General features: G+C 59.3%; 18 protein-coding genes and 1 pseudogene. 6 read left to right on the top strand and 13 right to left on the bottom strand.

The window, feature by feature from the left end; genetic code table 11:
• Positions 1-197 precede the first annotated feature (197 nt).
• The 3 genes from PI990_RS11855 to PI990_RS11845 all read right to left on the bottom strand — a co-directional run bounded on the left by PI990_RS11855 (position 198) and on the right by PI990_RS11845 (position 3204).
• Complete coding sequence (locus PI990_RS11855) at positions 198-968, bottom strand: GntR family transcriptional regulator (protein WP_031288141.1); 771 nt, start codon at positions 966-968, stop codon at positions 198-200.
• Between the two features lie 159 nt (positions 969-1127).
• Positions 1128-1826, bottom strand: coding sequence for a FadR/GntR family transcriptional regulator (locus PI990_RS11850; RefSeq protein WP_271660712.1), 699 nt, complete (start codon positions 1824-1826; stop codon positions 1128-1130).
• Between the two features lie 73 nt (positions 1827-1899).
• On the bottom strand, positions 1900-3204 hold the full coding sequence (locus PI990_RS11845; protein WP_021220508.1) for a C4-dicarboxylate transporter DctA: 1305 nt from the start codon (positions 3202-3204) through the stop codon (positions 1900-1902).
• 321 nt (positions 3205-3525) lie between these two features.
• Here PI990_RS11845 and PI990_RS11840 point away from each other — a divergent pair, with 321 nt between their 5' ends.
• The 5 genes from PI990_RS11840 to dctM all read left to right on the top strand — a co-directional run bounded on the left by PI990_RS11840 (position 3526) and on the right by dctM (position 8841).
• Positions 3526-4875, top strand: coding sequence for an NCS2 family permease (locus PI990_RS11840; protein WP_043243483.1), 1350 nt, complete (start codon positions 3526-3528; stop codon positions 4873-4875).
• Between the two features lie 71 nt (positions 4876-4946).
• Positions 4947-5573 (top strand): LysE family translocator, encoded by a 627-nt coding sequence (locus PI990_RS11835; RefSeq protein ID WP_184488857.1) that lies wholly within the window; start codon positions 4947-4949, stop codon positions 5571-5573.
• A 298-nt stretch (positions 5574-5871) separates the two neighbouring features.
• On the top strand, positions 5872-6867 hold the full coding sequence (gene dctP / locus PI990_RS11830) for a C4-dicarboxylate TRAP substrate-binding protein DctP (protein ID WP_271660711.1): 996 nt from the start codon (positions 5872-5874) through the stop codon (positions 6865-6867).
• Between the two features lie 61 nt (positions 6868-6928).
• Complete coding sequence (locus tag PI990_RS11825; protein ID WP_271660710.1) at positions 6929-7561, top strand: TRAP transporter small permease; 633 nt, start codon at positions 6929-6931, stop codon at positions 7559-7561.
• Positions 7558-8841 (top strand): C4-dicarboxylate TRAP transporter large permease protein DctM, encoded by a 1284-nt coding sequence (gene dctM / locus PI990_RS11820; RefSeq protein WP_184488859.1) that lies wholly within the window; start codon positions 7558-7560, stop codon positions 8839-8841. The genes PI990_RS11825 and dctM overlap by 4 nt, the downstream gene beginning before the upstream one ends.
• Positions 8842-9077: 236 nt before the next feature.
• Here the strand turns inward: dctM and PI990_RS11815 are convergent, their stop codons facing one another.
• The 8 genes from PI990_RS11815 to PI990_RS11780 form a co-directional block, all read right to left on the bottom strand.
• Positions 9078-9500: a hypothetical protein gene (locus tag PI990_RS11815; RefSeq protein ID WP_271660709.1), complete on the bottom strand. Its 423-nt coding sequence runs from the start codon at positions 9498-9500 to the stop codon at positions 9078-9080.
• Between the two features lie 85 nt (positions 9501-9585).
• Positions 9586-9849, bottom strand: a complete 264-nt coding sequence (locus tag PI990_RS11810; protein ID WP_271660708.1) for a hypothetical protein — start codon at positions 9847-9849, stop codon at positions 9586-9588.
• A 388-nt stretch (positions 9850-10237) separates the two neighbouring features.
• On the bottom strand, positions 10238-10381 hold the full coding sequence (locus PI990_RS11805; protein WP_271660707.1) for a hypothetical protein: 144 nt from the start codon (positions 10379-10381) through the stop codon (positions 10238-10240).
• 150 nt (positions 10382-10531) lie between these two features.
• A complete protein-coding gene (locus PI990_RS11800; RefSeq protein ID WP_271660706.1) occupies positions 10532-11140 on the bottom strand; it encodes a hypothetical protein in 609 nt (202 codons plus the stop codon).
• A 526-nt stretch (positions 11141-11666) separates the two neighbouring features.
• Complete coding sequence (locus PI990_RS11795; RefSeq protein WP_271660705.1) at positions 11667-12152, bottom strand: hypothetical protein; 486 nt, start codon at positions 12150-12152, stop codon at positions 11667-11669.
• A gap of 123 nt (positions 12153-12275) precedes the next feature.
• Positions 12276-12599, bottom strand: a complete 324-nt coding sequence (locus tag PI990_RS11790; RefSeq protein ID WP_271660704.1) for a hypothetical protein — start codon at positions 12597-12599, stop codon at positions 12276-12278.
• Between the two features lie 259 nt (positions 12600-12858).
• The gene (locus tag PI990_RS11785; RefSeq protein ID WP_271660703.1) at positions 12859-13305 is read right to left on the bottom strand and encodes a hypothetical protein; all 447 of its coding nucleotides are present in this window, start codon (positions 13303-13305) and stop codon (positions 12859-12861) included.
• A 136-nt stretch (positions 13306-13441) separates the two neighbouring features.
• Positions 13442-13837, bottom strand: a complete 396-nt coding sequence (locus PI990_RS11780; protein ID WP_271660702.1) for a hypothetical protein — start codon at positions 13835-13837, stop codon at positions 13442-13444.
• A gap of 418 nt (positions 13838-14255) precedes the next feature.
• On the opposite strand from PI990_RS11780, the pseudogene PI990_RS11775 reads away from it, so the two are divergent.
• A pseudogene (locus PI990_RS11775) lies at positions 14256-14456 on the top strand (IS5/IS1182 family transposase); the annotation flags it as partial.
• A gap of 19 nt (positions 14457-14475) precedes the next feature.
• Here the strand turns inward: PI990_RS11775 and cdiI are convergent.
• Positions 14476-14838, bottom strand: coding sequence for a ribonuclease toxin immunity protein CdiI (gene cdiI / locus PI990_RS11770; RefSeq protein ID WP_271660701.1), 363 nt, complete (start codon positions 14836-14838; stop codon positions 14476-14478).
• A gap of 13 nt (positions 14839-14851) precedes the next feature.
• Entirely contained in the window at positions 14852-24028 is a 9177-nt protein-coding gene (locus tag PI990_RS11765) for a hemagglutinin repeat-containing protein (protein ID WP_271660700.1), read from the bottom strand.
• Positions 24029-24030 lie beyond the last annotated feature (2 nt).

Below are 24030 nucleotides of genomic sequence, written 5' to 3'. Positions count from 1 at the left end.
CATGCCCGCCCCACGGGAGCGAATTCATTCGCGATGAAGCCAGCAACCTGCCCCCTTTTTTCGCGGCTGAAGCCGCTCCCACAGAAGCCGGTGGCCGTTGCGCCAGGCCGTCGGGTTGCACCCGACCTACCCGTCTCACCCAAACCACCCGCCCACAAAAAAGCCCCGCATTGCGGGGCTTCTTCATTGCGCCAGGCTCAGGCGCTGCGCGAGGTGGCGCGGGTGCTTTTCTTCTTGCTCTGCAGCAGGTGCGAGAACACCGCGTGCAGGTCATCGGAAGCGGTCTCGCCTTCGAGGTTGAGCTTGGCGTCGACGCTGTCCATGTGGCGCATCATCAGGTCGACCGCGACCTCGACGTTGTGCGATTCGATGGCGTCGATGACCTTGTCGTGTTCCTCGTCCGAGCAGTGGGTGCGGCTGTTGCTCTCGTAGAGGGCGATGATCAGCGAGGTCTGCGAGATCAGGCTGCGCAGGAAGCCCAGCAGGGTGAAGTTGCCGGCGGCCTCGGCCAGTTTCAGATGGAACTCGCCGGACAGGCGGATGCCCATGCCGCGGTCACCACGGGCGAAGCATTCGCGCTCCTCGATGACCATCTGGCGCAGGCCGGCGATCTGTTCGGGGGTGGCGTTGACGCAGGCCAGTTCGGTGATGGCGCGCTCGATCATGCGACGGGCATAGAAGATCTGCCGCGCTTCCTCGGCACCGGGGCTGGCCACGACGGCGCCACGGTTGGGACGCAGCAGCACCACGCCTTCATGGGCGAGGCGCGACAGGGCACGGCGGATGATGGTGCGGCTGACGCCGAAGATCTCACCCAGGGCTTCTTCGCTCAGCTTGGTGGCCGGCGCCAGGCGCTGTTCGAGAATGGCTTCGAAGATGTGTGCGTAGACGACTTCGTCCTGGGTGCCATTGCGCGTGCCTTTGGCGGCACGCGGCGGCTTCTTCAAACTGTGTTCAACGTCGTTCATGGGGGCCCACGTAGAAGGTTTCGAAAGCGGCAATAGGGCTGACACTACGCCGAGTCGGCATCGTATTGCCAGCCTCCGGCGGGGAAAGCCTCGGAAAAATGTGCGCATTGTACACAATCTGACCGAACAAAAGCAGTGCCGCTCCGCTCAACCTCGCATCTACAGGGCCCTGGAGCCCTCCGGCAGCTCCAGACGAAGCCCCATTCGCCGGCCTTCGCTGACCAGGTGATCACGCATCAAGGAGGACGCCAGCACGCTGTCCCGCCGGCGGATGGCCTGCACCAGCGCCTCGTGTTCACGCACCCGCTCCTGCAGCTCATCGCCACGCTGGCGCAGCAAGGCATCGCTGCGGGCCAGGGCGTCACCTGCCTGGGTCACCAGGGACTGGAAGATGGGGTTGGTGGTCAGCGAACCGAGCAATTGATGGAAGCCTATATAGGCCTCGACGAAGGCATCCATGTCGTCGTCCTCGGCGGCATCGCGCAGGTCCATCAGGCGCAGGCGCAGGCGGTCGAGGTCGCTTGATGCGATGGATTGCGCCACCAGGCCAACGATGAAGGGCTCCAGCGCATAGCGCAGCTGGATAACGTCCTCGATGCTGTGGTCCCGGGGCGCCGTGATGGCGTGCTCTGTCGCTTCCCGCCCCAGCACCTGCACGCCCTTGCCGGGCAGCGAGCGGACCATGCCGAGGGTTTCCAGCACCGTCACTGCCTCGCGCAGGCAGGGCCGGCTGATGCCCAGTTGCTCGGCCAGCTCACGCTGGCCCGGGAGCATCTCGCCGACGGGCCAGCGCCCCTGCTCGATGGACTCGCGCAGGGACTGGACGATGGAACCCACCAGGGTCGATGAGCTGTTCACTGTGATTTCCTCCTTGTGAAACCAGGCCGAGCCGGATCGGGCCGCAGCATCATGCAGCCCGCCAGCATCGTTCTCAATCCGCCGTTGTGCTCACGCCACTGCGATCCTTGAAGGCGAAACCCTGTTCGCCGGCCAGCACGCTGCGGGCGCGGCCCAGGTCGATGTCCTTCTCCCAGCGGGCGATGGCCACGGTGGCGATGCAGTTGCCGATCAGGTTGGTCAGCGCCCGGCCGATGCCCATGAACCAGTCCACCGACAACACCAGCACCAGGCCTACGACGGGTATGGCCGGTACGGCCGCGAGCGTGGCGGCCAGGATCACCAGGGCCGAGCCCGGAATACCGTGGGCGCCCTTGGAGGTCACCAGGGATACCAGCAGGATGGTGATCAGGTCATTCATCGCCAGCGGCGTGCCGGTGGCATGGGCGATGAAGACGATCGCCAGGGTCAGGTAGATGGAGAAGCCGTCCAGGTTGAAGGAATAGCCGGTGGGGATCACCAGGCCCACCGTGGAGCTACGGATGCCCAGGTGCTCCAGCTTGCGCATGATCTGCGGCAGCACTGCATCCGAGGAGGCGGTGCCGAGGACGATCAGCAATTCCTCGCGCAGGTAGCCGAGGAACGGCCACAGGCGCAGCCCGGAAACCCGCAGCACGGTGCCCAGCACCAGCAGCACGAACACCGCGCAGGTGGCGTAGAACACCACCACCAGCCCACCCAGGTGGCGCAGCGAATCCACGCCGTACTTGCTGGTGGTGAAGGCGATGGCGCCGAATACGCCGATGGGCGCCAGGCGCACGATCATGCCCATGATGCGGAAGATCACGTGGCTCATCTCGTTGATCAGCCGGGCCACGCCCGAGGCGGCCTCGCCCACCTGGTTCAGCGCACAGCCGAACAGCACCGAGAACAACAGCACCTGGAGAATGTCGTTGCTGGCGAAGGCGCCGACGACGGAGGCCGGGATCAGCCCCATGACGAAGTCCACCGGCCCGTGCAGGTCGCCGGTGCGCGAGGTGTAGAGCGCAGCGTCTCCGGCCGGCAACTGGCCGAGATCGATATTGGCGCCCACGCCCAACCCGCCGCCATAGGCCACCAGCAGGCCGATCAGCAGCGCCACCGTGGTCAGCACCTCGAAATACACCACCGCCTTGAAGCCGATGCGGCCGACCTTCTTCAGGTCACCTGCCCCGGAAATGCCGCTCACCACCACGCAGAACACGATCAGCGCGATGAGCATCTTGATCAGCTTGATGAAGCCGTCGCCCAAGGGCTTGAGCTGCGCGGAGAACTCGGGGAAGCCGATACCGCAGAGGATACCGATGACCAGGCCGATGACGACCTGCAGGAATATCGAGCGCGAGCACCACTTGAGCATGGGGGAATCTCCGTTGCGGTGCCCCCGGAGCGCTGGCATGGCTACGCCCTTGTGCGAGATCCGGAGGCTTTGTTGTTGTGGTCTTACCGGTCAGTCCAGCACGCGCAGTCTATGCCCCCAAAAAGCTGCACACAAGCCGACAAACATTAATTGACTTTTTTGTACACAAACACATAATCCGACTGCGTATTTTTTGACCCAAAAGTCAGAAACCTCGCACTGCCCCGTGAGGCACCAAACCTCAGGCTTTTCGCTGCGCAAGGGACCCAGGTAACCAGCCGGCCGAAACAGCTAAAAACAACTAAATGAGAGGTACCTGCTGTGGAAAGCACCAAACAACAAGAACAAGGAACGTATGCTGCGAGCCCTCCCGCCAAAGGCCTGCTTGAACGCCTCTTCAAGCTGACCGAACACCGCACCACCGTGAGAACCGAGCTGGCCGCCGGCCTCACCACCTTCATCACCATGGCCTACATCATCTTCGTAAACCCCAACATCATGGCGGACGCCGGCATCGATCACGGTGCGGCATTCGTGGCCACCTGCCTGGCCGCGGCGTTCGGCTGCTTCCTGATGGGCCTCTACGCCAACTGGCCGGTCGGCCTGGCACCGGGCATGGGCCTCAACGCCTTCTTCACCTACACCGTGGTCAACACCATGGGCTACAGCTGGCAGATCGCCCTCGGCGCGGTGTTCCTGTCCGGCGTGCTGTTCATGATCCTGACCTTCTCGCGCATCCGCGAATGGCTGCTCAACAGCATCCCCAGCAGCCTGCGCTTCGCCATGGGCGCGGGGGTCGGATTGTTCCTCGGGCTCATCGGCCTGAAGACCGCCGGCATCGTGGTACCGAACTCCAGCACCCTGGTGCACATCGGTGACCTGACCTCCCCCGCTCCCCTGCTGGCCGCCATCTGCTTCCTGATGATCGCCGTGCTGGAATATCGCCGCGTGTTCGGCGGCATCCTGATCAGCATCCTCACCGTCACCCTGATCGGCGTCGGCCTAGGCATCGTCAAGTTCGGCGGCGTCTTCTCCATGCCGCCGAGCCTGGCGCCCACCTTCATGGCGATGGACATCACCGGTGCGTTCGACGTGACCATGATCAGCGTGATCCTGGCCTTCCTCTTCGTGCACATGTTCGACACCGCCGGCACCCTGATGGGTGTGGCCCAGCGCGCGAACCTGGTGAAGGAAGACGGCCGCATCGAGAACCTGTCGAAAGCCATGAAGGCCGATAGCGCCTCCAGCGTGTTCGGCGGCGTGCTCGGCGTACCGCCGGTCACCAGCTACGTGGAAAGCGCCGCGGGCGTCGCCGCAGGCGGCCGCACCGGTCTGACCGCCGTCACCGTCGGCATCCTCTTCGTCGCCGCCATGTTCTTCGCCCCGCTGGCCGGCATGATCCCCGCCTACGCCACCTCCGGCGCGCTGATCTACGTCGCCATGCTGATGATGGGCGGCATGGCTCACATCGACTGGGACGAGCACACCGAAACCATCCCCGCGATCGTCACCGTCATCATGATGCCGCTGACCTTCTCGGTCGCCGACGGTATCGCCCTGGGCTTCGTGACCTATGTGGTGATGAAGGCCTGCACTGGCAAATACCGCGAGGTATCGCCCAGCCTGTATGCACTTTGCGCCATCTTCGTCGCCAAGTTCATTTTCCTGTAAGCTCGCTCCGCAACACCCCAAGGCCCTGGCGCTGAAGCGCCGGGGCCTTTTCATTTCCCGGAGACGAGCGAGTGAGCCTGGAAACCTGGCTGCTGTTCAGCAGCGCCGCGCTGGTGGTGATCCTGATCCCCGGCCCCCTGTCCCTGCTGATGGTCAGCAACAGCCTCAACTACGGCATCCGCCGCTCTCTGCCCGCCTTCCTCGGTGGCGTCAGCGCCGCCACCGGGCTGCTCGCCGCCTCCGCGCTCGGCCTCGGCGCCCTGCTGCTGGCCTCCGAGCAACTGTTCAGCGCACTCAAGCTGGTGGGCGCGCTCTACCTCTTCTACCTCGCCTGGCAGAGCTGGAAGCAATCGCGCAACGCCGCCAAACCGGTGGCGACCGAGGAGCAACCGGTCAACCCGGGCTTCCGCGCCCTCTACTGGAAAGCCTTCGGCCTCGCCGCCAGCAACCCCAAGGACATCCTCTTCTTCGCCGCCTTCCTGCCCCAGTTCATCAGCGCCGACCGCCCGCTGCTGGGCCAGCTCTCGGTGATGATCGCCACCTGGGCCGTGCTGGACCTCGCCTGCAAGCTCTTCTACGGCCTCAGCGCCCACGCCGCCGCCCGCTACCTGCGTTCCGGCCAGGGCCAGGCCTGGTTCAACCGCGTCAGCGCCGGGCTGTTCGGCGCAGCGGGGACGGCGGCGCTGATCTCGCGCTGACGCCTTCCGTCGGCTCGACAAGGGCGGATTTCCGCCACAAACACACAGAAACGTGGCGGCTTCCCGCCATGAATTCCCCGCAGCGCTCGCAAGCGCTGCTCCGCAGGACCCAGAATCCGTGCCTCAACGCGCCTGGTACGGGTCTTGCCATTGCATCGCCAACGAGCCGACAAGAACAAGACTGGCCGTGATTCAGGTACTGACCGCTTTCCCCCTGGTCAGCGCCTAGACTTGCTCTTGTCAGCCGTAGTAGCGCTACCCGCGCATGGATCTGCTTACAACTACAAGAGGAAGTCCCATGTTCAAACCCACGCTAAAAGCTCTCGCCTGTGCACTCGCCCTGGGTGCCGCCAGCCTGGCGCATGCTGCCGATCCCATCGTCATCAAGTTCTCCCACGTCGTCGCCGAACACACGCCCAAGGGCCTGGGCGCGCTGCTATTCAAGAAACTCGCGGAAGAACGCTTGCCCGGCAAGGTCAAGGTCGAGGTCTACCCGAATTCCTCGCTCTTCGGCGACGGCAAGGAAATGGAAGCGCTGCTGCTGGGCGACGTGCAGATGATCGCGCCCTCCCTGGCCAAGTTCGAGCAGTACACCAAGCAGGTGCAGCTGTTCGACCTGCCCTTCCTGTTCAACGATATCCAGGCCGTCGACCGCTTCCAGCTCAGCCCCGAGGGCCAGGGCCTGCTGAAGTCCATGGAGAGCAAGAACATCACCGGGCTGGGTTACTGGCACAACGGCATGAAGCAGCTCTCGGCCAACAAGCCCCTGCGCGAGCCCAAGGACGCCCGCGGCCTGAAGTTCCGCGTGCAGGCTTCCGCCGTGCTCGAGGAGCAGTTCAAGGCCGTACGCGCCAACCCGCGCAAGATGAGCTTCGCCGAGGTCTACCAGGGCCTGCAGACCGGCGTGGTCAACGGCGCCGAGAACCCCTGGTCGAACATCTACTCGCAGAAGATGCATGAAGTGCAGAAGTACATCACCGAGTCCAACCACGGTGTGCTCGACTACATGCTGATCACCAACACCAAGTTCTGGAACGGCCTGCCGCCGGATGTACGCAGCGAGCTGGAGAAGATCACCCAGGAAGTCACCGCCGAGGTGAATAAGCAGGCCGAAGCCCTCAACCAGGGTGACAAGCAGCGCATCATCGAAGCCAAGACCAGCGAGATCATCGAACTCACCCCCGAGCAACGCAACGAATGGCGCGACGCCATGAAGCCGGTGTGGAAGAAGTTCGAAGGCGAAATCGGCGCCGACCTGATCAAGGCCGCCGAAGCGGCCAACCAGGCTCAGTAACCGCCGGCCGGCGCGGGACCACCGCGCCGGCACCGCCTCCAGCCATCGGGAGACACCATCCATGAACGCCCTAAGGCGCGTCTGGGACCACTTCGAGGAAGGCTTCATCGCCTTCCTCCTGGCGGCCATGACGCTGGTCACCTTCGTCTACGTGATCCTCAACAACCTCTACACCCTCTTCTACAACCTCGCCGACCGCTGGGAAGGTGCCAGCGAAAGCCTCTTCGCCATCGGCGACAGCATCATGGGCATGGCCCAGGCCATGACCTGGAGCACCTCGCTGACCAAGGCCCTGTTCGCCTGGCTGATCTTCTTCGGCCTCTCCTACGGCGTACGCACCGCCGGCCACATCGGCGTCGACGCCCTGGTCAAGCTCGCCTCGCGCAAGGTGCAACGCATCATCGGCGTCATCGCCTGCCTCTGCTGCCTGGCCTACGCCGGCCTGCTGGGCGTGGCCAGCTTCGAGTGGGTGCAGACCCTGTTCACCGCCGCCATAGGCGCCGAAGACCTCGGCCACTACGGCGTCATGCAATGGCAGATCGGCCTGATCGTGCCGCTGGGCTTCGCCATGGTCTTCATCCGCTACGGCGAAATCCTCGTGCGCCTGCTGCAGAACCGGCAGACCGGCCTCGGCCTGGCCGATGAAGCCGCCGACGCCCTGAAACTCACCGAGTTCGAGGAAGGCAAGCAATGACCATCCTGTTCCTCTTCCTCCTGCTGTTCCTGCTGATGTTCATCGGCGTACCCATCGCCATCTCCCTGGGCCTCGCCGGCTCGCTGACCATCATGCTGTTCAGCCCCGACTCGGTGCGCTCGCTGGCCATCAAGCTGTTCGAGACCTCCGAGCACTACACCCTGCTGGCCATCCCCTTCTTCCTGCTGGCCGGCGCCTTCATGACCACCGGCGGCGTGGCCAAGCGCCTGATCGACTTCGCCAACGCCTGCGTCGGCCACATCCGCGGTGGCCTCGCCATCGCCGCAGTACTGGCCTGCATGCTGTTCGCCGCCCTCTCCGGCTCCAGTCCCGCCACCGTGGCCGCAGTGGGTTCCATCGCCATCGCCGGCATGGTGCGCTCCGGCTACCCGCAGGCGTTCGGCGCCGGCATCGTGTGCAACGCAGGCACCCTGGGCATCCTCATCCCGCCGTCCATCGTCATGGTGGTCTACGCCGCCGCCACCGAAACTTCGGTGGGCAAGCTGTTCATGGCGGGCGTCGTCCCCGGTCTTCTACTTGGCCTGGTGCTGATGGTGGCGATCTACATCATCGCGGTGAAGAAGAACCTGCCTGCCATGCCCCGCGCCACCTTCCGCGAATGGCTCAGCGCCGCGCGCAAGGCGATCTGGGGGCTGCTGCTGATGGTGATCATCCTCGGTGGCATCTACTCAGGCATGTTCACCCCCACCGAAGCCGCCGCCGTCGCCGCCGTCTACTCGGCCTTCATCGCCCTGTTCGTCTACAAGGACATGAAGCTCAGCGAAGCGCCCAAGGTGCTGCTGGAGTCGGGCAAGCTGTCGATCATGCTGATGTTCATCATCGCCAACGCCATGCTCTTCGCCCACGTGCTGACCACCGAGCAACTGCCCCAGCAGATCACCGCCTGGGTCATCGAAGCGGGGCTCACCCCCTTCATGTTCCTGCTCATGGTCAACATCGTGCTGCTGGTGGCCGGCGCCTTCATGGAGCCCTCGGCGATCATCCTGATCCTCGCGCCCATCCTCTTCCCCATCGCCATGAAGCTGGGCATCGACCCGATCCACCTCGGCATCATCATGGTCGTCAACATGGAGATCGGCCTGATCACCCCACCCGTGGGGCTCAACCTCTTTGTCACCTCCGCGGTGACCGGCATGCCGCTGACCTCCACCATCCGCGCCGCCATGCCCTGGTTGATGATCCTGCTCGCCTTCCTGATCCTCATCACCTACGTGCCCTGGATCTCCCTGGCACTGCCCAACTGGCTGGGTATGAGCTGACTGTTCGCAGATGCAAAAAAGCCCGGCTTAGTGCCGGGCTTTTTTATGGGCGTGTGAAGGGCTTAGCTACAAGTTTCTTAAGCGCTCGTGCCACACGGCTTCGCAGGCAACGCGAAGGCATCTGAAAACAGCAGAACACAGTCGCGAAGGAAACCAGGCTCATTACACCTCGAAAAGTCGTCTACGAGCACAGAGTTGTCCAAAATCTTAAAGTCATACGTTCAACGCCACCGCGCTCATCTAGGCAAGAACTCAACATCAAAACTCCCATCGGCATCAGAGATACCGATGCCGAATGCCTTTGTCCCATCAGGAGAGAAAACCGCTACCCTATCGGGGTAGCCCTCTACCTCATCACGGTAATCCCCTACCGCAACATCTGTTTTTAACCTTTTGGATAAACACAAAGCCAAAGCCCACAGCTTTTCATCATAAATATCGAGAAAGCACAGCCCCGTTATCAGGACCCCATAACCTCGATCGCTAAAATCAATTCTAAGAGAGACTGCAGCCTCACGCTCCGACTCCGACAATTCCCAATAAGCAGACTCATTAACCAAGTTCTCTACCGGCACACCTAGGCACTCTGTCAGCGCTGAGCAGACATTATCAAAGCCTAGCTTATCCCTTATGGAGACCTCAAAAAAATCAAGAGCCATAGCCGCTCTCATACAAAGAAGTTAGTTTTGGCGAGCTACCTCACTCACACCCTTATTGAAAGTGCAAATATCTACGCCCTATCAATCAATCTAATAGATCCTCAAGCAGATCCCGATCAAAATAGAGCATCTCGGGAAATTTGGCGTCGCTTTCAAATATGAGCGTGTGCCCTTCGTGCTTTTGCAAAAATGCTTGAAGTGCAAGCCACGCCGGCTCCCCATCAATCCATCCCCCTTCTCTTTCAGAGAGAATCCCCTGCAAAAACAGCATATCCCCTTTTGCAATCTTCTTACCAAAGCTCAAACAAACCTCACAATCTTTACAGCAGATACCATAATAAACACCCATTACACACCCCTAACAAGAAACTGAAGAACGCCACTATCAGCAATAGCAAACACATACTTTAAATTAGATCACCTAGCAGCGACATTACTCAGAGCACGCCCCACATAAGCACGAACAGCGTCACTAGGGAAAACAATGCGGAGTAACAGGCAGGATAGCGAACACACTACCAGTATTGGAATCGAGACTTGTACTAAATACTAGACAGGATCAAAATTAAAGGGGGACGGCAAAGATTCGTGCATGGCTTCTTTTGGCAGTTGACTACCAATAGTGCACATGTAAATCAAACAATACCAAACAAACACCAATCCCCACCCGAGCTTGAGCAGAAACCATTTACGGACACTTTAACTAAACCTCTCTGAAAAGCTGTTACAAACCGACCTCAAAGCTCATCAAAAACTTGCTGCTCATAGAACTGCATATCTGGAAACTTAGCATCACTATCAAATATCAAAGCATGCCCTTCATGCTTTTGCAGAAAAGCTTGAAGCGCAAGCCAAACTCTGCCTTCATCAACCCATTTCATCTCCTGCTCGGAGAACATCCCCTGTAAAACCAGCCTCTCCCCCTTCGCAATTTTTTACCGAAATTCAGAGACACCTCACAATCCCTACAGCAAACATTATAATAATCACCCACCACAAACTCCTTCAGCAACTCCATTAGAGCCTAGCCATTACGAAAAGCTGCAAAAATAAAGACAGGGAAAGAGTTCACTGACCCTATCACTTGGCAGAAGCCTATCAACAGAAAAATCCACGCTCGTTGAAACCGCAACGCCCTTACGGAGCTCCGAAGGAAAATCATCGATTGACCCAAGCACACTAGGGACCATAAACCTGTAATAATCCCCCATCTTGGACTCACCTATATGCCCGACGGGGTAATCATCACCAGGAAAACTCCCCTCCACGGCATGATAAACATAGAACCCCTTGTTTTTAGCCACGTTGGCATCCGCAAACCGGCCTCTCCTTAACAACTCCTCTTGAAGCCTGCCACGCACTTCCTCTCGAGAGGAAAACTTACGCCACATAAATGCAGAGTATAGATCCACCTCGAACGAACCGCCTTTATCTTGGGGGTATTCCACGTACTCAGCAGACTCCTCCCATATGAACTCACTCATCTTATCTAGCAATATCTCAACCTGATCAACCCTCAATAACTGACTTGGTAGACCTCCAAAACAGTTATTCACCATCATTGCCAAGCAACCATTTATATCGATAGCAAACCACGTATATATAACGCCAAAGCCAGGCACCCAATCCTTGCCAAGCACCGTCATACTCTCCTATTTAGAAACGAACGCTACTCCTGCTCACCCGCAATTTCACGCCAATACGTTGATGGTATTCGCTTTTCCAGCCAGCCCGTAGGGAGCTCAACAACACCCATACTCAGATTTCGTTCAAACAGAGCTCCAGAAGATAAAAAATCTACATCACCAGGCGACGATGGATAATTACCACTTCTATTGAAATTCTCCCAATGCTCAATCCCAACACCTAAATACAAGCAAATAGACTAGATCGCTTCGCTCAGCGAACCATATATAGATTCTACGAGTAACTCACCTTCATCGTACCCATACGTATCAAACTCAACTAGAACTCTATTGCCTGCAGCGATGCTGACCGACCTTACCAAGCCGGGATACTCATCTAGCAAGTGCTTGCTTATGCAAACGCTGTTAGTAGAGCCAATGGAAATATAAGCCTCAACTTCTGAAATATTCATCATTCAGTTCATGCAAAAATGACTATCCATACCCTGCAACCGTGATCGTCGATAACGCTTACTTGGATCTACTTCTCGCTTAGCGCTCCGACGGGATCGGCAATGAAGCGATATGCTCTCGACCGTTCAAATAGTCTTGTCAGTCGCTCCAGAGAGGGTCCTATAACCCGTCCATCTTGGCCCAGAACGATCAGGCAGTCCGCGTCCCTGGCAAGATCAGAAAAAAACCTCAACTCATCTGCCGCTGCATCACGGGCGTCGACACAAACCACCACGTCATCTGTCCAGAGCTCCACCCGCGTACCGTTATCGCGCCCAAACATAGCCGCCTCTTCGCTCCAGGAGCCGGATGACGGATACCGAGACTCGACCCGCGACCGAATAAGTGGGGAAACGCCCTCTCCCATCCAGTAATCAGGGTACTGCTTGTTCTCGTCGAACTCAGACTCGACAGAATGGGGTTTGTACTCGTCTAGGCTCAAAGGAATATATCCATATACTTTCAGCAACCCGGGTGTGGGAACCAGATAGATCCTGAAATGCCAGACAGCCATTCTTAGCCCCTCTATTCTTTATACGCACCAATCAAGCAGCGACTCGCTTCTGCTCATCATAAACAAGACAAGAAATACACTTCTGACCTGTAGGATTACCCCCCAAAACCACACCTTTCAGGCTCATTGGTAACGCTCATCCTGCTCAAACAATGGAGCCAAGGTTTCTTCCCATATATATTGTTGAAACGACTGCCACTCCGTCAGACTATCGAGCCTAAAGAAATAGTAACGAACAGCTTCTATAACCACATTAAAATCCCACTTACTCAGATCAACAAAGCCAATCTGATCAAGCACAAGCATTTCCACTATCTTTGCATGAACCCTGGGATTTTCCCGCAACACAGTATCAAAAAGCATTTCCACTGCATCCGAAGCTTTTCGATTCAAGGTAACATGCAAACTTTTATCTTTTGAATAACCTATAAAAACCGTAGCCCCCATAACTCACCTCACAATAATAATTTTATCGCGCTGAAACTCAGGCAGCCCTCTAATATAGCCAAAGAATACTTAACTGACTCTCGACATGAACACATCAAAATCTACAAAAACGATATCTGCCCTATTCTTTACCGCCGCGTCACTAAACAACAAGAGCACGTGACTCTAGCAACAGAAAGCAAAACAGAATTATGACTGAGACTCAGCACACTGCCTTAGCTCATACCTGCTTGCGGCAGTATCAGGCCTTAGACCTCTATTAAGTTTTTGACACGCAAACTACAATCGGCAAGGGAGACATAGAAGGCCCATCTTGGACAAAATAAAAACAGCCCTCACTCTCACTATCAACCATTACCACATCAGACAACACTCCATTATTCGCTACGCATGTCCAAGTATTGCTAATAGGATCCGGAACATAGCACTCAACCCCTAAAGACGCAGACATCGAAATCACTCTTTCCTTTAGCTCCGCTGCCTCCAATGCACATCTAAAAAGCTGCAAGAATACTTCCGCATCACCTTGGACATATGAGAACAAACATAAACAACTGCAACTGGAAAGATCCAACACATCTGCTTTTTCGTAGAAGTCCTCATCCTTGAAAACAAGCACCTCATCCACAGTCGCGCGGATCACCAAGGCTATGAATTCTTTCAAATTCGCTAGAGAAGCACTGTTCTTCAACAGAAAATCAAACACTATTTGGAACCCTCAATACCCGAGCTTCACAATTAAGCACCCGCAGAGCACGATACAAATAAAGATGAAATACTAGACCCAACACTCTGCCGGAGACTTCCAACCCAGCACGAACTCACCCGAATATCGCTGCAGCTTAATAATAGTCGAGCCAATCGCGAGACTTTATCCCATTTTTTCTGATAAACTCCTGATACTTAGCCCTATGCCGCTCTGCGCTACTCTCAACATCGATTGAAATAAAACCATTCCCCCTCTCTTCCACCGACATTGAAAAAACTTTAACTGATTTCCGCACACCGCTCATCATAACGCCACAAACTCTAGCGCGATGAAATATAAAGCTCTTACCTCCCCCCAACGGCAAAATTCGCTCCAACACCGAAAAAATTATTTCAGGTTCAGAAATTTCTATCTTCTCATCCTCCTCACAACCCTCAACTTGCTCCGCCTGTTCAACCTGAACAAGTTGCAACTGGTAGTCGATGATCACCAGCCATCCGGTCAGTTCAACAAAACTCTCAGCCTTCATACTTATATCTCAATGGCTACATCATGAATACTAAGCCTCTCACCGATGCTCCGGCAGAAGAATCAAAAAACCTCCACAGCATTCTGAGCCAAATGCCCATGTTGAGCACCCAGTGGGGGAGCAGGTGCTCTCCAATTGTCGGCACGGTGATCAGCACCTAAGCCAAGATAGGAACAAGAAAAGGTGATGAGGATAAGAGATAAGTGCGCATGACCTTCCATGTGAACTGGCGATATAAGCGCGCCTGATGAGTTCCATGTCCAAGGTGGCGCAGGGATTATTCGATCAGGCACCCAGGCTTGCCGCAATCGCGACCACCTGAGGCGTGGGATGAAGCGTTCTCGGAGTGCTCATTGGCTACCTTGTCCAAAGGGCGGGTCGGCCAACACCTGGGCGACGAAGGTATCGACGATCACCCGCACGCGGGATAACTCCTCGCTTCCTGCTTTCATCGGGGCAAGCCAGCGACATTTCCCATGTACAGCCACTCTTGGATCAGGTACGTATCCCCGGAAAGTCGGGACGGCCTGAGCCGGGGCTACCTCGACTTTTTGATAGACCGAAATATCGGCAGTGCAATATCATCAAGTGGATTTTGGCTGATTTAAAGAGAACCAAATAACTAATTCAGACCCTCTCTAGAAAGAGAGATCATCCAAGAGCTTTTTTACTTTCACAGCATCTTCAGGATGGCGTTGAAGATATTTTTCACAAGATAACAGAATATATTCAGAACAAACCGTTTCGCTTACAACGACCGTATCTGCATCCGCAGGGGGATAGCCATAAGAAAACTCAACCCCCTCAAAGTGCCCACCATCAAAAGAACCATCCTCATCCAGAAAATTACAGTACGCCCCATCCGTACTAAAACCCCACCGCCTCACCAAATAGCCAACTGCTTCAATGAAGCAATTATCATTATACATTCTGTCAAAATAGCCTTTAACGACCCAGCAAGGGTCTGACTCGTTGTATGGTTGTCCGAACAATTCTTTCACAAATACCTCGACTTTACTTCGGATGGAAGTCTCTCACCCTTCCTGTGTCCTTATCTAAATAGACCCTAAAGGTGACACCCTCGGCAACAGCATCATATTGATACCCCGTCGAAGTAGATAAGGCATTTTTATAGCCACTAGCAGCGGCCTGCTGCCCTAAATCAAGCATTTTCTGATCAGTAAACACTTTCGGATCATAGACAGTCTTAGTGAAGACATTGTTTTTAAACCCAACAACGTTATTTGCCCGATCATATGCCGGTATTTGGTATCTAATTGTGGTTATCCCTACGACGGAGGTTGGTGTTTCGCTGAGTATCTTCACGCCTTTCATAGCCGCAGCCTGATTGAAAACATCCTGGTTATGGGCGCCGCTAATCCCTTTCTGCTGTGTCAAGCCATCAAAATTACTGAGGTGATTCTTGATACTGGGATTGAAATTTATTCCTTCTGGAAAAATATTAGTCGCTTTTGCCCCAGCAATATCTTTTTCGGCCTTCACCAAGCCTGCAAGATTACCCCCAGCTTTCGGCTTTAAACCACCAGTTGTCTCAATGTAAAGAGTTCCATCGGGCGCCAAAACTTCGGTATCGCCCGTTCTGGTGTTACGAACGTAGCGGTAACCATCAGGCAGCAAGCCTTGCGTTACTGCCTGAGACCCTGCGCTTTTATCTAGCTCATACCATGCGGGTAAATTGTGGCTCGCCCCTCCGCCAGTTGCGCTGCTCGAACCAGCATTCTTACCAGAGCCAGCGATACTGGCCTCTTTTGCTCCCGACAACCCAGCTTCAGCCTCTGCAACACCAGCAAGCACGCCAGCACTGCCCGCCTTCGCACTCCCTGCCTTAAGCGCATCCTTAGCCAAGGCTGATAGCGCCTTCGCACCGCCACCCACAGGCAGAAGATTAGCAGCAAGCTCAGTATCACGGGTCCACTCTATCTGTTGAGCAGTCCAGCTATCACCCTGCAACCAGTACAAATAGGCCTCTGCACTTGTCGCCTGGTTGTTCTCGAAATAGCTGTCAATCGCAGCTCCAGGGTCTTTGGCAATCGCTGCAATACCATTAAGCGCAGCGTTCCCCCCTTGCCCACCCATGACACTCAGGCCAAAGTTGAAAGCCCCCTCGACTGTGTTCCCTATTCCATCATTAACCCCTTTAAGGGAACCCAGTGTCGAAGAAAGTGGAGAGAGCCCCTGGCTGTAATTCAGGTATTTCTTATAAAACTCTCTCTGAGCAGTGATCTCATCATCAAAGCTCAGATAGGAGGCATACCCCAAGTACTCCCGATTGATCGAGGGATCATAGTACTCAGCCGTCCGGGTTGAACTGTAGCCTTTAAGCAGATCAAGTGTTTCACGCGCACTGTATTGCTTTATTGCACTAGCAGCCCCGGGAACATCCGACTCTATACCGCCAACCGGGGCATCATATCGAGTCGCTAACGGCGCAAGTGCAATAGCCAGGTGTTTAAGCGTCTTGGCATCAAAGAGGCTGTCGCCCTTGCTTGAAATAAGATCGTGCCAGTCCTTGTCCACATAGAATGCGAGCGCCAACGCCATGGAGCGCGCGGCCTCGTCTTCTGTCACACCTGTTTCTTCCGCAAGCTTTCTGGCCTGCTCCTTGATGCGCTGAACTTCTTCCGGATGGAGTTGACGGTTGTAGCGCTCTACGCCAGCGGCGGTGCTGCCTGCCATAGCTTTGCTGGTGGCATCTCCTCCGCCTGCAACGACCCCCATCGAGGCCGCGAGTACCGTCGAGATCGCGTCACGGTCTTCCTTGCTACCGGCGTAACCGCTGTTCTTCAGCGCGTCCTCTATGGCCGGCATGACGGCTGCGGACAGCCCAGCGCCCAGGGCCCCACTCTGCGGACTCCCCCCCGCCAGGCCCTGTAGTGCGCCAGCAGCGGCGTGCAACGCGACACGAGCCGGCCCGCCTTCTTCCCAGGCGGCCTTGACGGCGGGATCCGTCGCCTTTCTGGCCTGATCGTCCGCGTAGTCGCCGATGCGCTTGAAGGTATCGGCCGCCGTCGTATTGGCTACGATGCCGATGGACGTGGAAGTGCCCGTGCCGCCCAGACCAGCGGCGACCAGGCCGGTGGCGATATCGGCGAGCCAGCGGTTTTCACCGCCCACGTTCCACTTTTTCGCTTCCGCAAATGCGATATCGGCCGCTTCGTAGTCTTCTTTCGACTGGGTCTGTTTGGCTCGGGCTATCTTCTCGTCGGCGTCCTTCTGCTTGGACTGCGCAATCACGCTGACGACGCTCTGCCCCAGTGCAACGGTGCTCTGGATCAGCTCCATGCGGGTGCGCATGGCCTTCTCGTCGGGGCGGTCCAGCCCCTGGTTCGCGTTCGCCGTGTCGCGGCTCAAACCGGCCAGGTCCTGAGCCCCTTCCGGATTGCGGACGATTATGGTGCCTTCGCTGACGGCGCTGCGCGTCCAGCTCTTGTCCGACTCGGACAGCGCGAGCGGTAGACCGCCGCCGACGCCGGAATCAGCAAGGATGGTGTCGCCGCCCTTTGTCATGCCGCCGGAGCTATACGAGACACTGACGCTGGCCGACTGGCTCTTGATTTCGCTGCGGTTGCGAATGTCGCTGTGTTCGAGACGGTCAGTGCTCAGGCGGTTCTTGTCGGCACTGGCGTCGCTGGCGATCACGCTGCCGTCGAGGCGCGTGGTGCCCTCCACGTTGACGTTGTAGCCACCCTGCCCGGCATACAGGCCGCTCTGCTCGTTGACGGCCTTGTAGTTCATCTCCGTCTTGGCGCCGCCGATGCTGGCGGATCCGCTTACCGTGGCGCCGTAGCAGAACGGCGGCACACAGATGCTGGCGCCAAAGCCGCCGTTCTTCTGGGTCTGCTTGCTGTCGCTCTGATCTTGCCGGGAAGCGATATTCAGATCGCCACCGACGACGGCCTGGATCTTGTCCGCGCGAACCTGCGCCCCTGCCAGGGTGGTGTCCTTGCCGCTGACCATCGACAGCGTGCCGGTATCCAGGTGGCTGTTCACCTGGGTTACGTCATGGCCCTTGCCTTGGGCCTTGGCGACCGAGGCGCCAAGGTCGAGCGTGAAGCCGTTCTGCTGTCCGATGTTGAAGCTGGCACCCACGCTGGTGCGGTTGGTGGTGTCCTTGTTGTTCCACTCGCTACGGTTCTGCGCGCTTTCGAGGATGATGTCGCGCTTGGCCAGCAACTCGGTCTCGGCTGCCTTGAGGTTGCTGCCAATGACGTGGATGTTGCCCTGGCTGGTTTCAGCGTTGCCGTTTGCAACGATGCTCAAGGTTCCGCCCGCGTTCAGGTTCGACTGCTTGGCCTGCTCGCTGGTGTACTCGCTGGTGGCCTTCTTGTTGGTCAGCGCCACTTCGGTGCCGATCTTGATGAGCGAACCGCTGCTGTTGGCCGGTTTGCCCTCGGAGATGTTCGCTGCCGCGCTGCTCCCCGTCTGGGCCAGCGAAGTAGCAGACATGACAGCCTGAGCGGTTTTCACCGCACGCAGGCGGTCATCGTCGGTATCCCGTGCATCCTTGACGTTGTTGTAGATGCTCTTGGCCGTATCGACGATCTGGCCACCGACCACACGCCCCACTGCGAGGCTGCGAGACGAATCCTTGCTGCTTTGGCTCGCAGTTTCCTTGCCTGCGGCAATCTCCACATCGGAGCCGGTGAGGCTGAGGTTCTTGGCGCTGACGATGTCGCTGGCCACAACACCCAGCTCAAGGCCGGCGCTGAGCTTAACGCCGCCTTCGCTTGAGCCGATCGTGCTGCCTGTCAGGGTGGTTTCCTGGGCTTTGCTGCTGCCTTTGCCACTGCTCATGGAAAGGTGCAGATCGCCCGTGATGTCATCCAGCCCCAGCTTGTTGGCGGTCAGAATGCCGGTCAGGTCACGGCTCTTGGACTTGTAGCTCGCCTCGCGCTCGAAGGTATTGGTCGCCGCATCGATCGTCAGATCGCGTACAGCCGCGAGTTCGGTGCCCTGGGTGCTGACAACGCTGGAGCCGGTGACGGTGACGTCCCTACCGGACTGAACGGAAACCTGGTTGCCGGAGATGAGGCTGCCAACGGCCTGAGTGCTCTTCTCATTGACCTTGCTCTGCATCTTGCTGGACTTGAAGCCGCCCCAGCTCTTCTTGCTGGAACTGCGCTCATGACGGCTTTGGGTGAGGTCCGATACCGCATCGATCTCAACGTCCTCACCCGCCAGAAGGCTCACCTTTGCCTTGCTGGATTCAACGGTGCTGCCCAGCACCTTCAGATCGTTCTTGGCAACGAGCGCGACGTCGTTCTCAGCGCTGACGATGGCCCCCATGTTGGTGACGGTGGTCGTCTCGTCGAGACTCGACTTCTTGCTGCTTCGGGACTTCTTCTGCTGCTCGCGGAAGGAGTACTGACTGTTCTCGGCCGCCTGCAGCTCCAGGTTGTTGCCGGCGTAGAGGTATGCCTCCGCGCCCGAATCAAGCTGGCTGGCCGTCACGGTCACATCATTGCCAGCCACCAGATTGAGGTTCTTGCCCGCTTCGATGAGCGAGGCTTGCTGCTGGACCTGGCGATCCTCGGTGGTGATGCGCTTGGAACTGCGCCGGTAGCGGTACTCCTGGGAGTGCTCGTTCGCTGCAGAAGTGACACGCACGTCATTGCCGGCCGCAAGGTCAACGCTTCCCTCCGCTCTGACTCGGCTGGCCTGCACCTGTATGTCGTGGGTGGCAGTGGCATCCAGATCCCCCCCCACCTGCACATCACTTCCATGCTGGGTGGTGCTGCTATTGCTCCAGAAATGGCGCTTGTCCTGGCGCATGCTGCCGTTCTCTTCGGCCGCGGAGGCGATGACCAGGTCATTGCCGGCGCTCAGGGTGGCGTTGCCGCCGGCCTTGAGGCTGCCGCCGATGTTCTGGATGTCGCGCCCGGCGGAGAGGTTCAGGCTGTTGCTCGCCTCGATCCCGGCGGCCTTGTCCACCACGCTGGTGAGCTGGCTGAAGTTCTTGCCGCTGCGGGCGTCCTGGCTGATGGTGCGCTCGTTGATGATGTCGCCGGTGAGGGCGATGGCGCTGACGTCCTTGCCGTTGATGATGCCGCCACGGGCGTTGCGGATGCTGTCGGTGGCCAGCAGGGACAGGCGATCGCCCGCCTGCATCAGGCCACGGTTGTCGATGTTCAGGGCGGACGCCTGCAGCTGATTGCTGGCACGCAGGGTGCCGCTGTTGCTGAGGGTGCTGCCGCTGATGAGGGCGACGTCCTGGCCCTGGATCAGTGCGCCGCTTGGCGCCAGGCGGTCCTTGGCCTGAGCCAGGTAGAGCACCGGCACCAGCACCTTCTCGCCGTTCACGTCCTGCTCCTGCATCCACACGATGTCGTGGGTCAGGGCGGCCACCTGCTCGGCGCTCAGGGCCACGCCCGGGGCGAGGTTGAGGGCTTCCTTGCTGGCGATGGCGTTGTCCATCAGGTACTTGAACTGAGCCTCATCCGAAGCGAGCCCGTCGATGAAGCGCTTGCCGGTGCGGGCGACCACCGCTTCGCGGATCAAGCGCTGCTCGTAGAGGCCATCACCCAGGCGTTTCTGCGCCTGGTCGGCGTCGAAGCCGAGGAGATTCAGCATGTAGTCGGAGCTGAGGAAGCGCTTCAGGTTGGCGAACTCGGCGCGCGTCTCGACCAGGTAGCGATGGCCGGCACCTTGATTGACATGGAACAGGCCGTTCTGGCCCTGGGGCAGGCCGAAGCCCGGCAGCGTCACCGGGTTGACCGCCTGCTGGTTGGCGTCCGGGGCCAGCTGTGCATTGAGCTGCACCACCAGCGGTTGGCTGGTGAGGCCTACCTGGCTGTCCAGGTTCTGGGCGGTGCCGCCCTGGGGCGCCTGGTTGGCCAGGACCGAGTCGTTGGTGATGGGCTGGGTGGCCTGGATGCTGACGTTGCCGCCGGCCTGGATGATGGCCGGTGAGCCGACACCGGTGGGCGTGCGCGTCTCGATATCGCTGGTCAACGCCCAGCTGTAGAGTGCACTGGGCACTTCCTTCGGCATCGGCTGGGCGTTGTAGGGGTTGATGTAGTTGTCGCGGAAGCGCTCATCGGTACCGTCGGTGACGCGGCCGGTATTGAAACGACGGACGCGCTCGATGATGCCGCTGGCAGCCCCGGTGTTCTCCAGGCTGCTGCCCTGGATGCCGATGTTGCCGGTGGCGCTCAGGCTGCTGTAACGGTTGGCGATGACGCCGCCCTGGATATCGAGGTGGCCGCCGCTGTGGATGCGCGACGCGGCGGAATCTTCCAGCACGGAGCTTTCGAAGCGCTCGGTGGCGACGTAGTCGACGTTGTGGTGATCACCGCTGCAGTCGTAGCAGACCACGCTGATGGAGCCGGAGACCAACGTCTTGCCGGGGGTGAACAGCTCCTTGCGGTTGGTCAGGGTGGCGGCACGCAGGGTCATGTCGCCCGTGGACTCGATGCCGCCGGAACGGTTCTCCAGCAACGCCATCTGCCCATTCGCATCATCCCTGGCGGCGCTCAAGGCGCCCAGGCTGTAGAGGTCGCCCTTGAGGTTGGTGAGGCTGTTGGCGCGCAGGGCCATGTCGGCGCCACTGAAGACCAGGCCCTGGTTGAGCAGGGTCGGGGCTTCTATGCGCAGCTTCTGCGCGGCGCCGAGGGTGCCGCGGTTGTCGAGGCTGGCAACGATCAGCAGGGCATCGCCCACGGTGCTGATAGTGCCGGCGTTGACCAGGCTGCTGCCGAGGCGGAACTCGCCCTTGCCGCCGCTGCGCAGTTGCGCGCCCTGGCCGAGTTCGGCATTGGCGGCGCTGAGGGTCAGGTCGCCCAGGCTCTTCAGACTGCCGTTGCCCTGGTAGCGGCCGGTGAGGACCAGTTGCAGCTTGCCTTCGGTTTCGATGGCGCCGTCGTTGGTCCAGTCGCCGCCGCTGGCGGTGATGTCGTCGATGGACACCAGCTTGCCGCTGGCGGTCTGGGTGAAGCTGCCGACCTTGAGGTCCAGGCGCTGGGCCTGCAGCAGGCTGCTGTTGGTCCAGTCGGCGACGTCGAGGCTGAGCACGCCGTTGGTGGTGAAGCTGCCGCCAGCCTGCCCGGCATCGGCCAGGCTGAGGGCGAAGCCTTGGGTACCGACGTGGCGCAGGGTGCCCTGCTGGTTGCTGAGGCTGGCGCTGGTGAGGCTGAAGCCGGCGTTGCCGATTTCCACCAGACCGCCGTCGTTGTCGAAGCGGCCGCCGATGACGAAAGTGCTGGTGCCGGTGCTGCCAAGTGCGCGCAGCTTGCCGCCGGCATTGCTGGCGGAGCCGATGTCGAGGGCGAGGGTCTTGCTGGCTTCGATCAGGCCACCGTCGTTGGCGAGCTTGCCGGTCAGGGTGAGGCTGGCGCTGTCACCGCCCACAGTGCCACCCTGGTTGCGCAGGCTGTCGGCATCGACCGTCACCGCCTGTTTGGCCAGGAGTTGGCCGCCGTCGTTGATGACCTCGCCGCGCTTGATGCTCAGGTCGCCCTGGGTAGCGACGATCTGGCCCTGGCCGTTGTCCAGACGGGTGGTGCTGGCGAGCTCGACGCTGTCGCCCTGGATGCGACCCTGGCCGTTGCCGAGGCTGTCGACGGTGGCCGTGAGGGCACTGCCCTGGGCATTGAGGCGGCCCTGCTGGTTGCGCAGTTCACCGGCCGCGAGGGTCAGCTTGCCATCGCCGGCGAGGACCTTGCCACTGCGGTTGTCCAGGCGGGTGCTGGCGGTGGCCTTGAGCTCACCGCTGTCGGCCTGGAGGGTACCGCCCTGGTTGTCCAGCACGGCGGTGGTGAGGGTCAGGCCGTCGGCCTTGGAGAGGATCAGGCCATCGCCGAGGTTCTTCACCTCATCGGTGACGGTAATGGTCAGCGCCTTGTTGGCGGCCAGGGTGCCACCGCTGTTGTCCAGCTGCTTGCCGTCGACCTTCAGGTCCTGCCGGCCGATGAGTTGGCCACCCTGGTTATCGAGGGTCTGGGCCTTCACCTGGGCGGAGCCGGCGGCGACCAGCTGCGCGCCCTGGTTGTCGAGCTTCGTCAGGTCGGTGGTCAGGGTGCCCTGGGCCATCACCTTGCCGCGGTTGGTCAGGGTGCCGCCCTGGATGTCGAGGACACTGGCAGTGTTGGCGCTGCCGTCGGCGCGCACGCCGGCTTCCAGGTTGCCCTGGTTGTCGATGCGCGCGGCGTTCAGGCTCAGGTCACCGGCGGCCGCCAGGCTTTCCTTCACCTCGACCGTGCCGCCACTGATGACGCTGGCCTTGCCGCCGGCGTAGGCGCCACGGGTCAGGTCGACGTCGGTGGCCTTGAGGGCGATGTCGCCGCTGGCGGCAGTGCGTGCCAGGGTCAGCTTGCCGTTGGCATCGATCTGGATGTCGCCGCCGCTGGCGGCCATGTCGCCGGCGAGCTTCACGCCCACGCCCTGCTCGGTGCCCACCAGGCGGATGGCGCCGGCGTACATGCCGCCGAGGGCGGAGCTGTCGATGGCCAGTTGCGGCTTGGCGCTGCCGTCGTCGGCCTTGGCGGTGGCGGCCAGGGTGGCGGCGTCCACCTCGTTGCGGCCGGTGACCATGGCCAGTTGCTTGGCGTGCAGCTCGGCGTTGATCTGCGCACTGCGGGTGATCAGTTCGAACTGGTCGACATTGCCGGCGTTGAGGCCGGCGCCCTCAATGGCGATGGCGCCGCCGTCCACGTCGTAGCGGTCGAGGCGGCCGTTCTCCACCACCGGCTTGCCGGTGCTCAGGGTGACCTTGGGCGTATTGATGAAGCCGCAGCCGTCACAGGTGATGCCGTGGGGGTTGGCGACTATGACGTGTGCGCCCTGCCCGGCCACCTCGGTGTAGCCCTTGAGCTGGCTGGGGCTGCCGCCGTTGACCTCGTTGAGGATGAGGCCGGCGGCGCGGCCGTTGAGGTTGGTGTTACCGATGATGTAGCCGCCGAGCTGGGTGTTCTGCAGCTTGTCGGTGGCGTTGTTGAGGATCAGCCCCTGCTGGCCGACGTTGTAGTCGGTGAAGCGGTTATGGGACAGGCCGTTGGCGTTGGGCGTGGCGATGTTGACCACGGGCACGCCATTGCCGGCACTGCCGATGCTGGTGTTGCCACCGGCAGCAGCATCCACCGCCAGGTCGGCGGCGGTGGAGACGATGGGGTTGAGGAACATCACGCCGACGAGGACGGTGGCGATGTTCTGGAACAGGGGGCTGCGAACGTCCATGT

Source organism: Pseudomonas sp. TUM22785, assembly GCF_028198105.1.
GTDB lineage: Bacteria > Pseudomonadota > Gammaproteobacteria > Pseudomonadales > Pseudomonadaceae > Metapseudomonas > Metapseudomonas solani.
The sequence above is the reverse complement of the archived record's forward strand: the minus strand, read 5'-3'. Positions and strand labels throughout refer to the sequence as shown.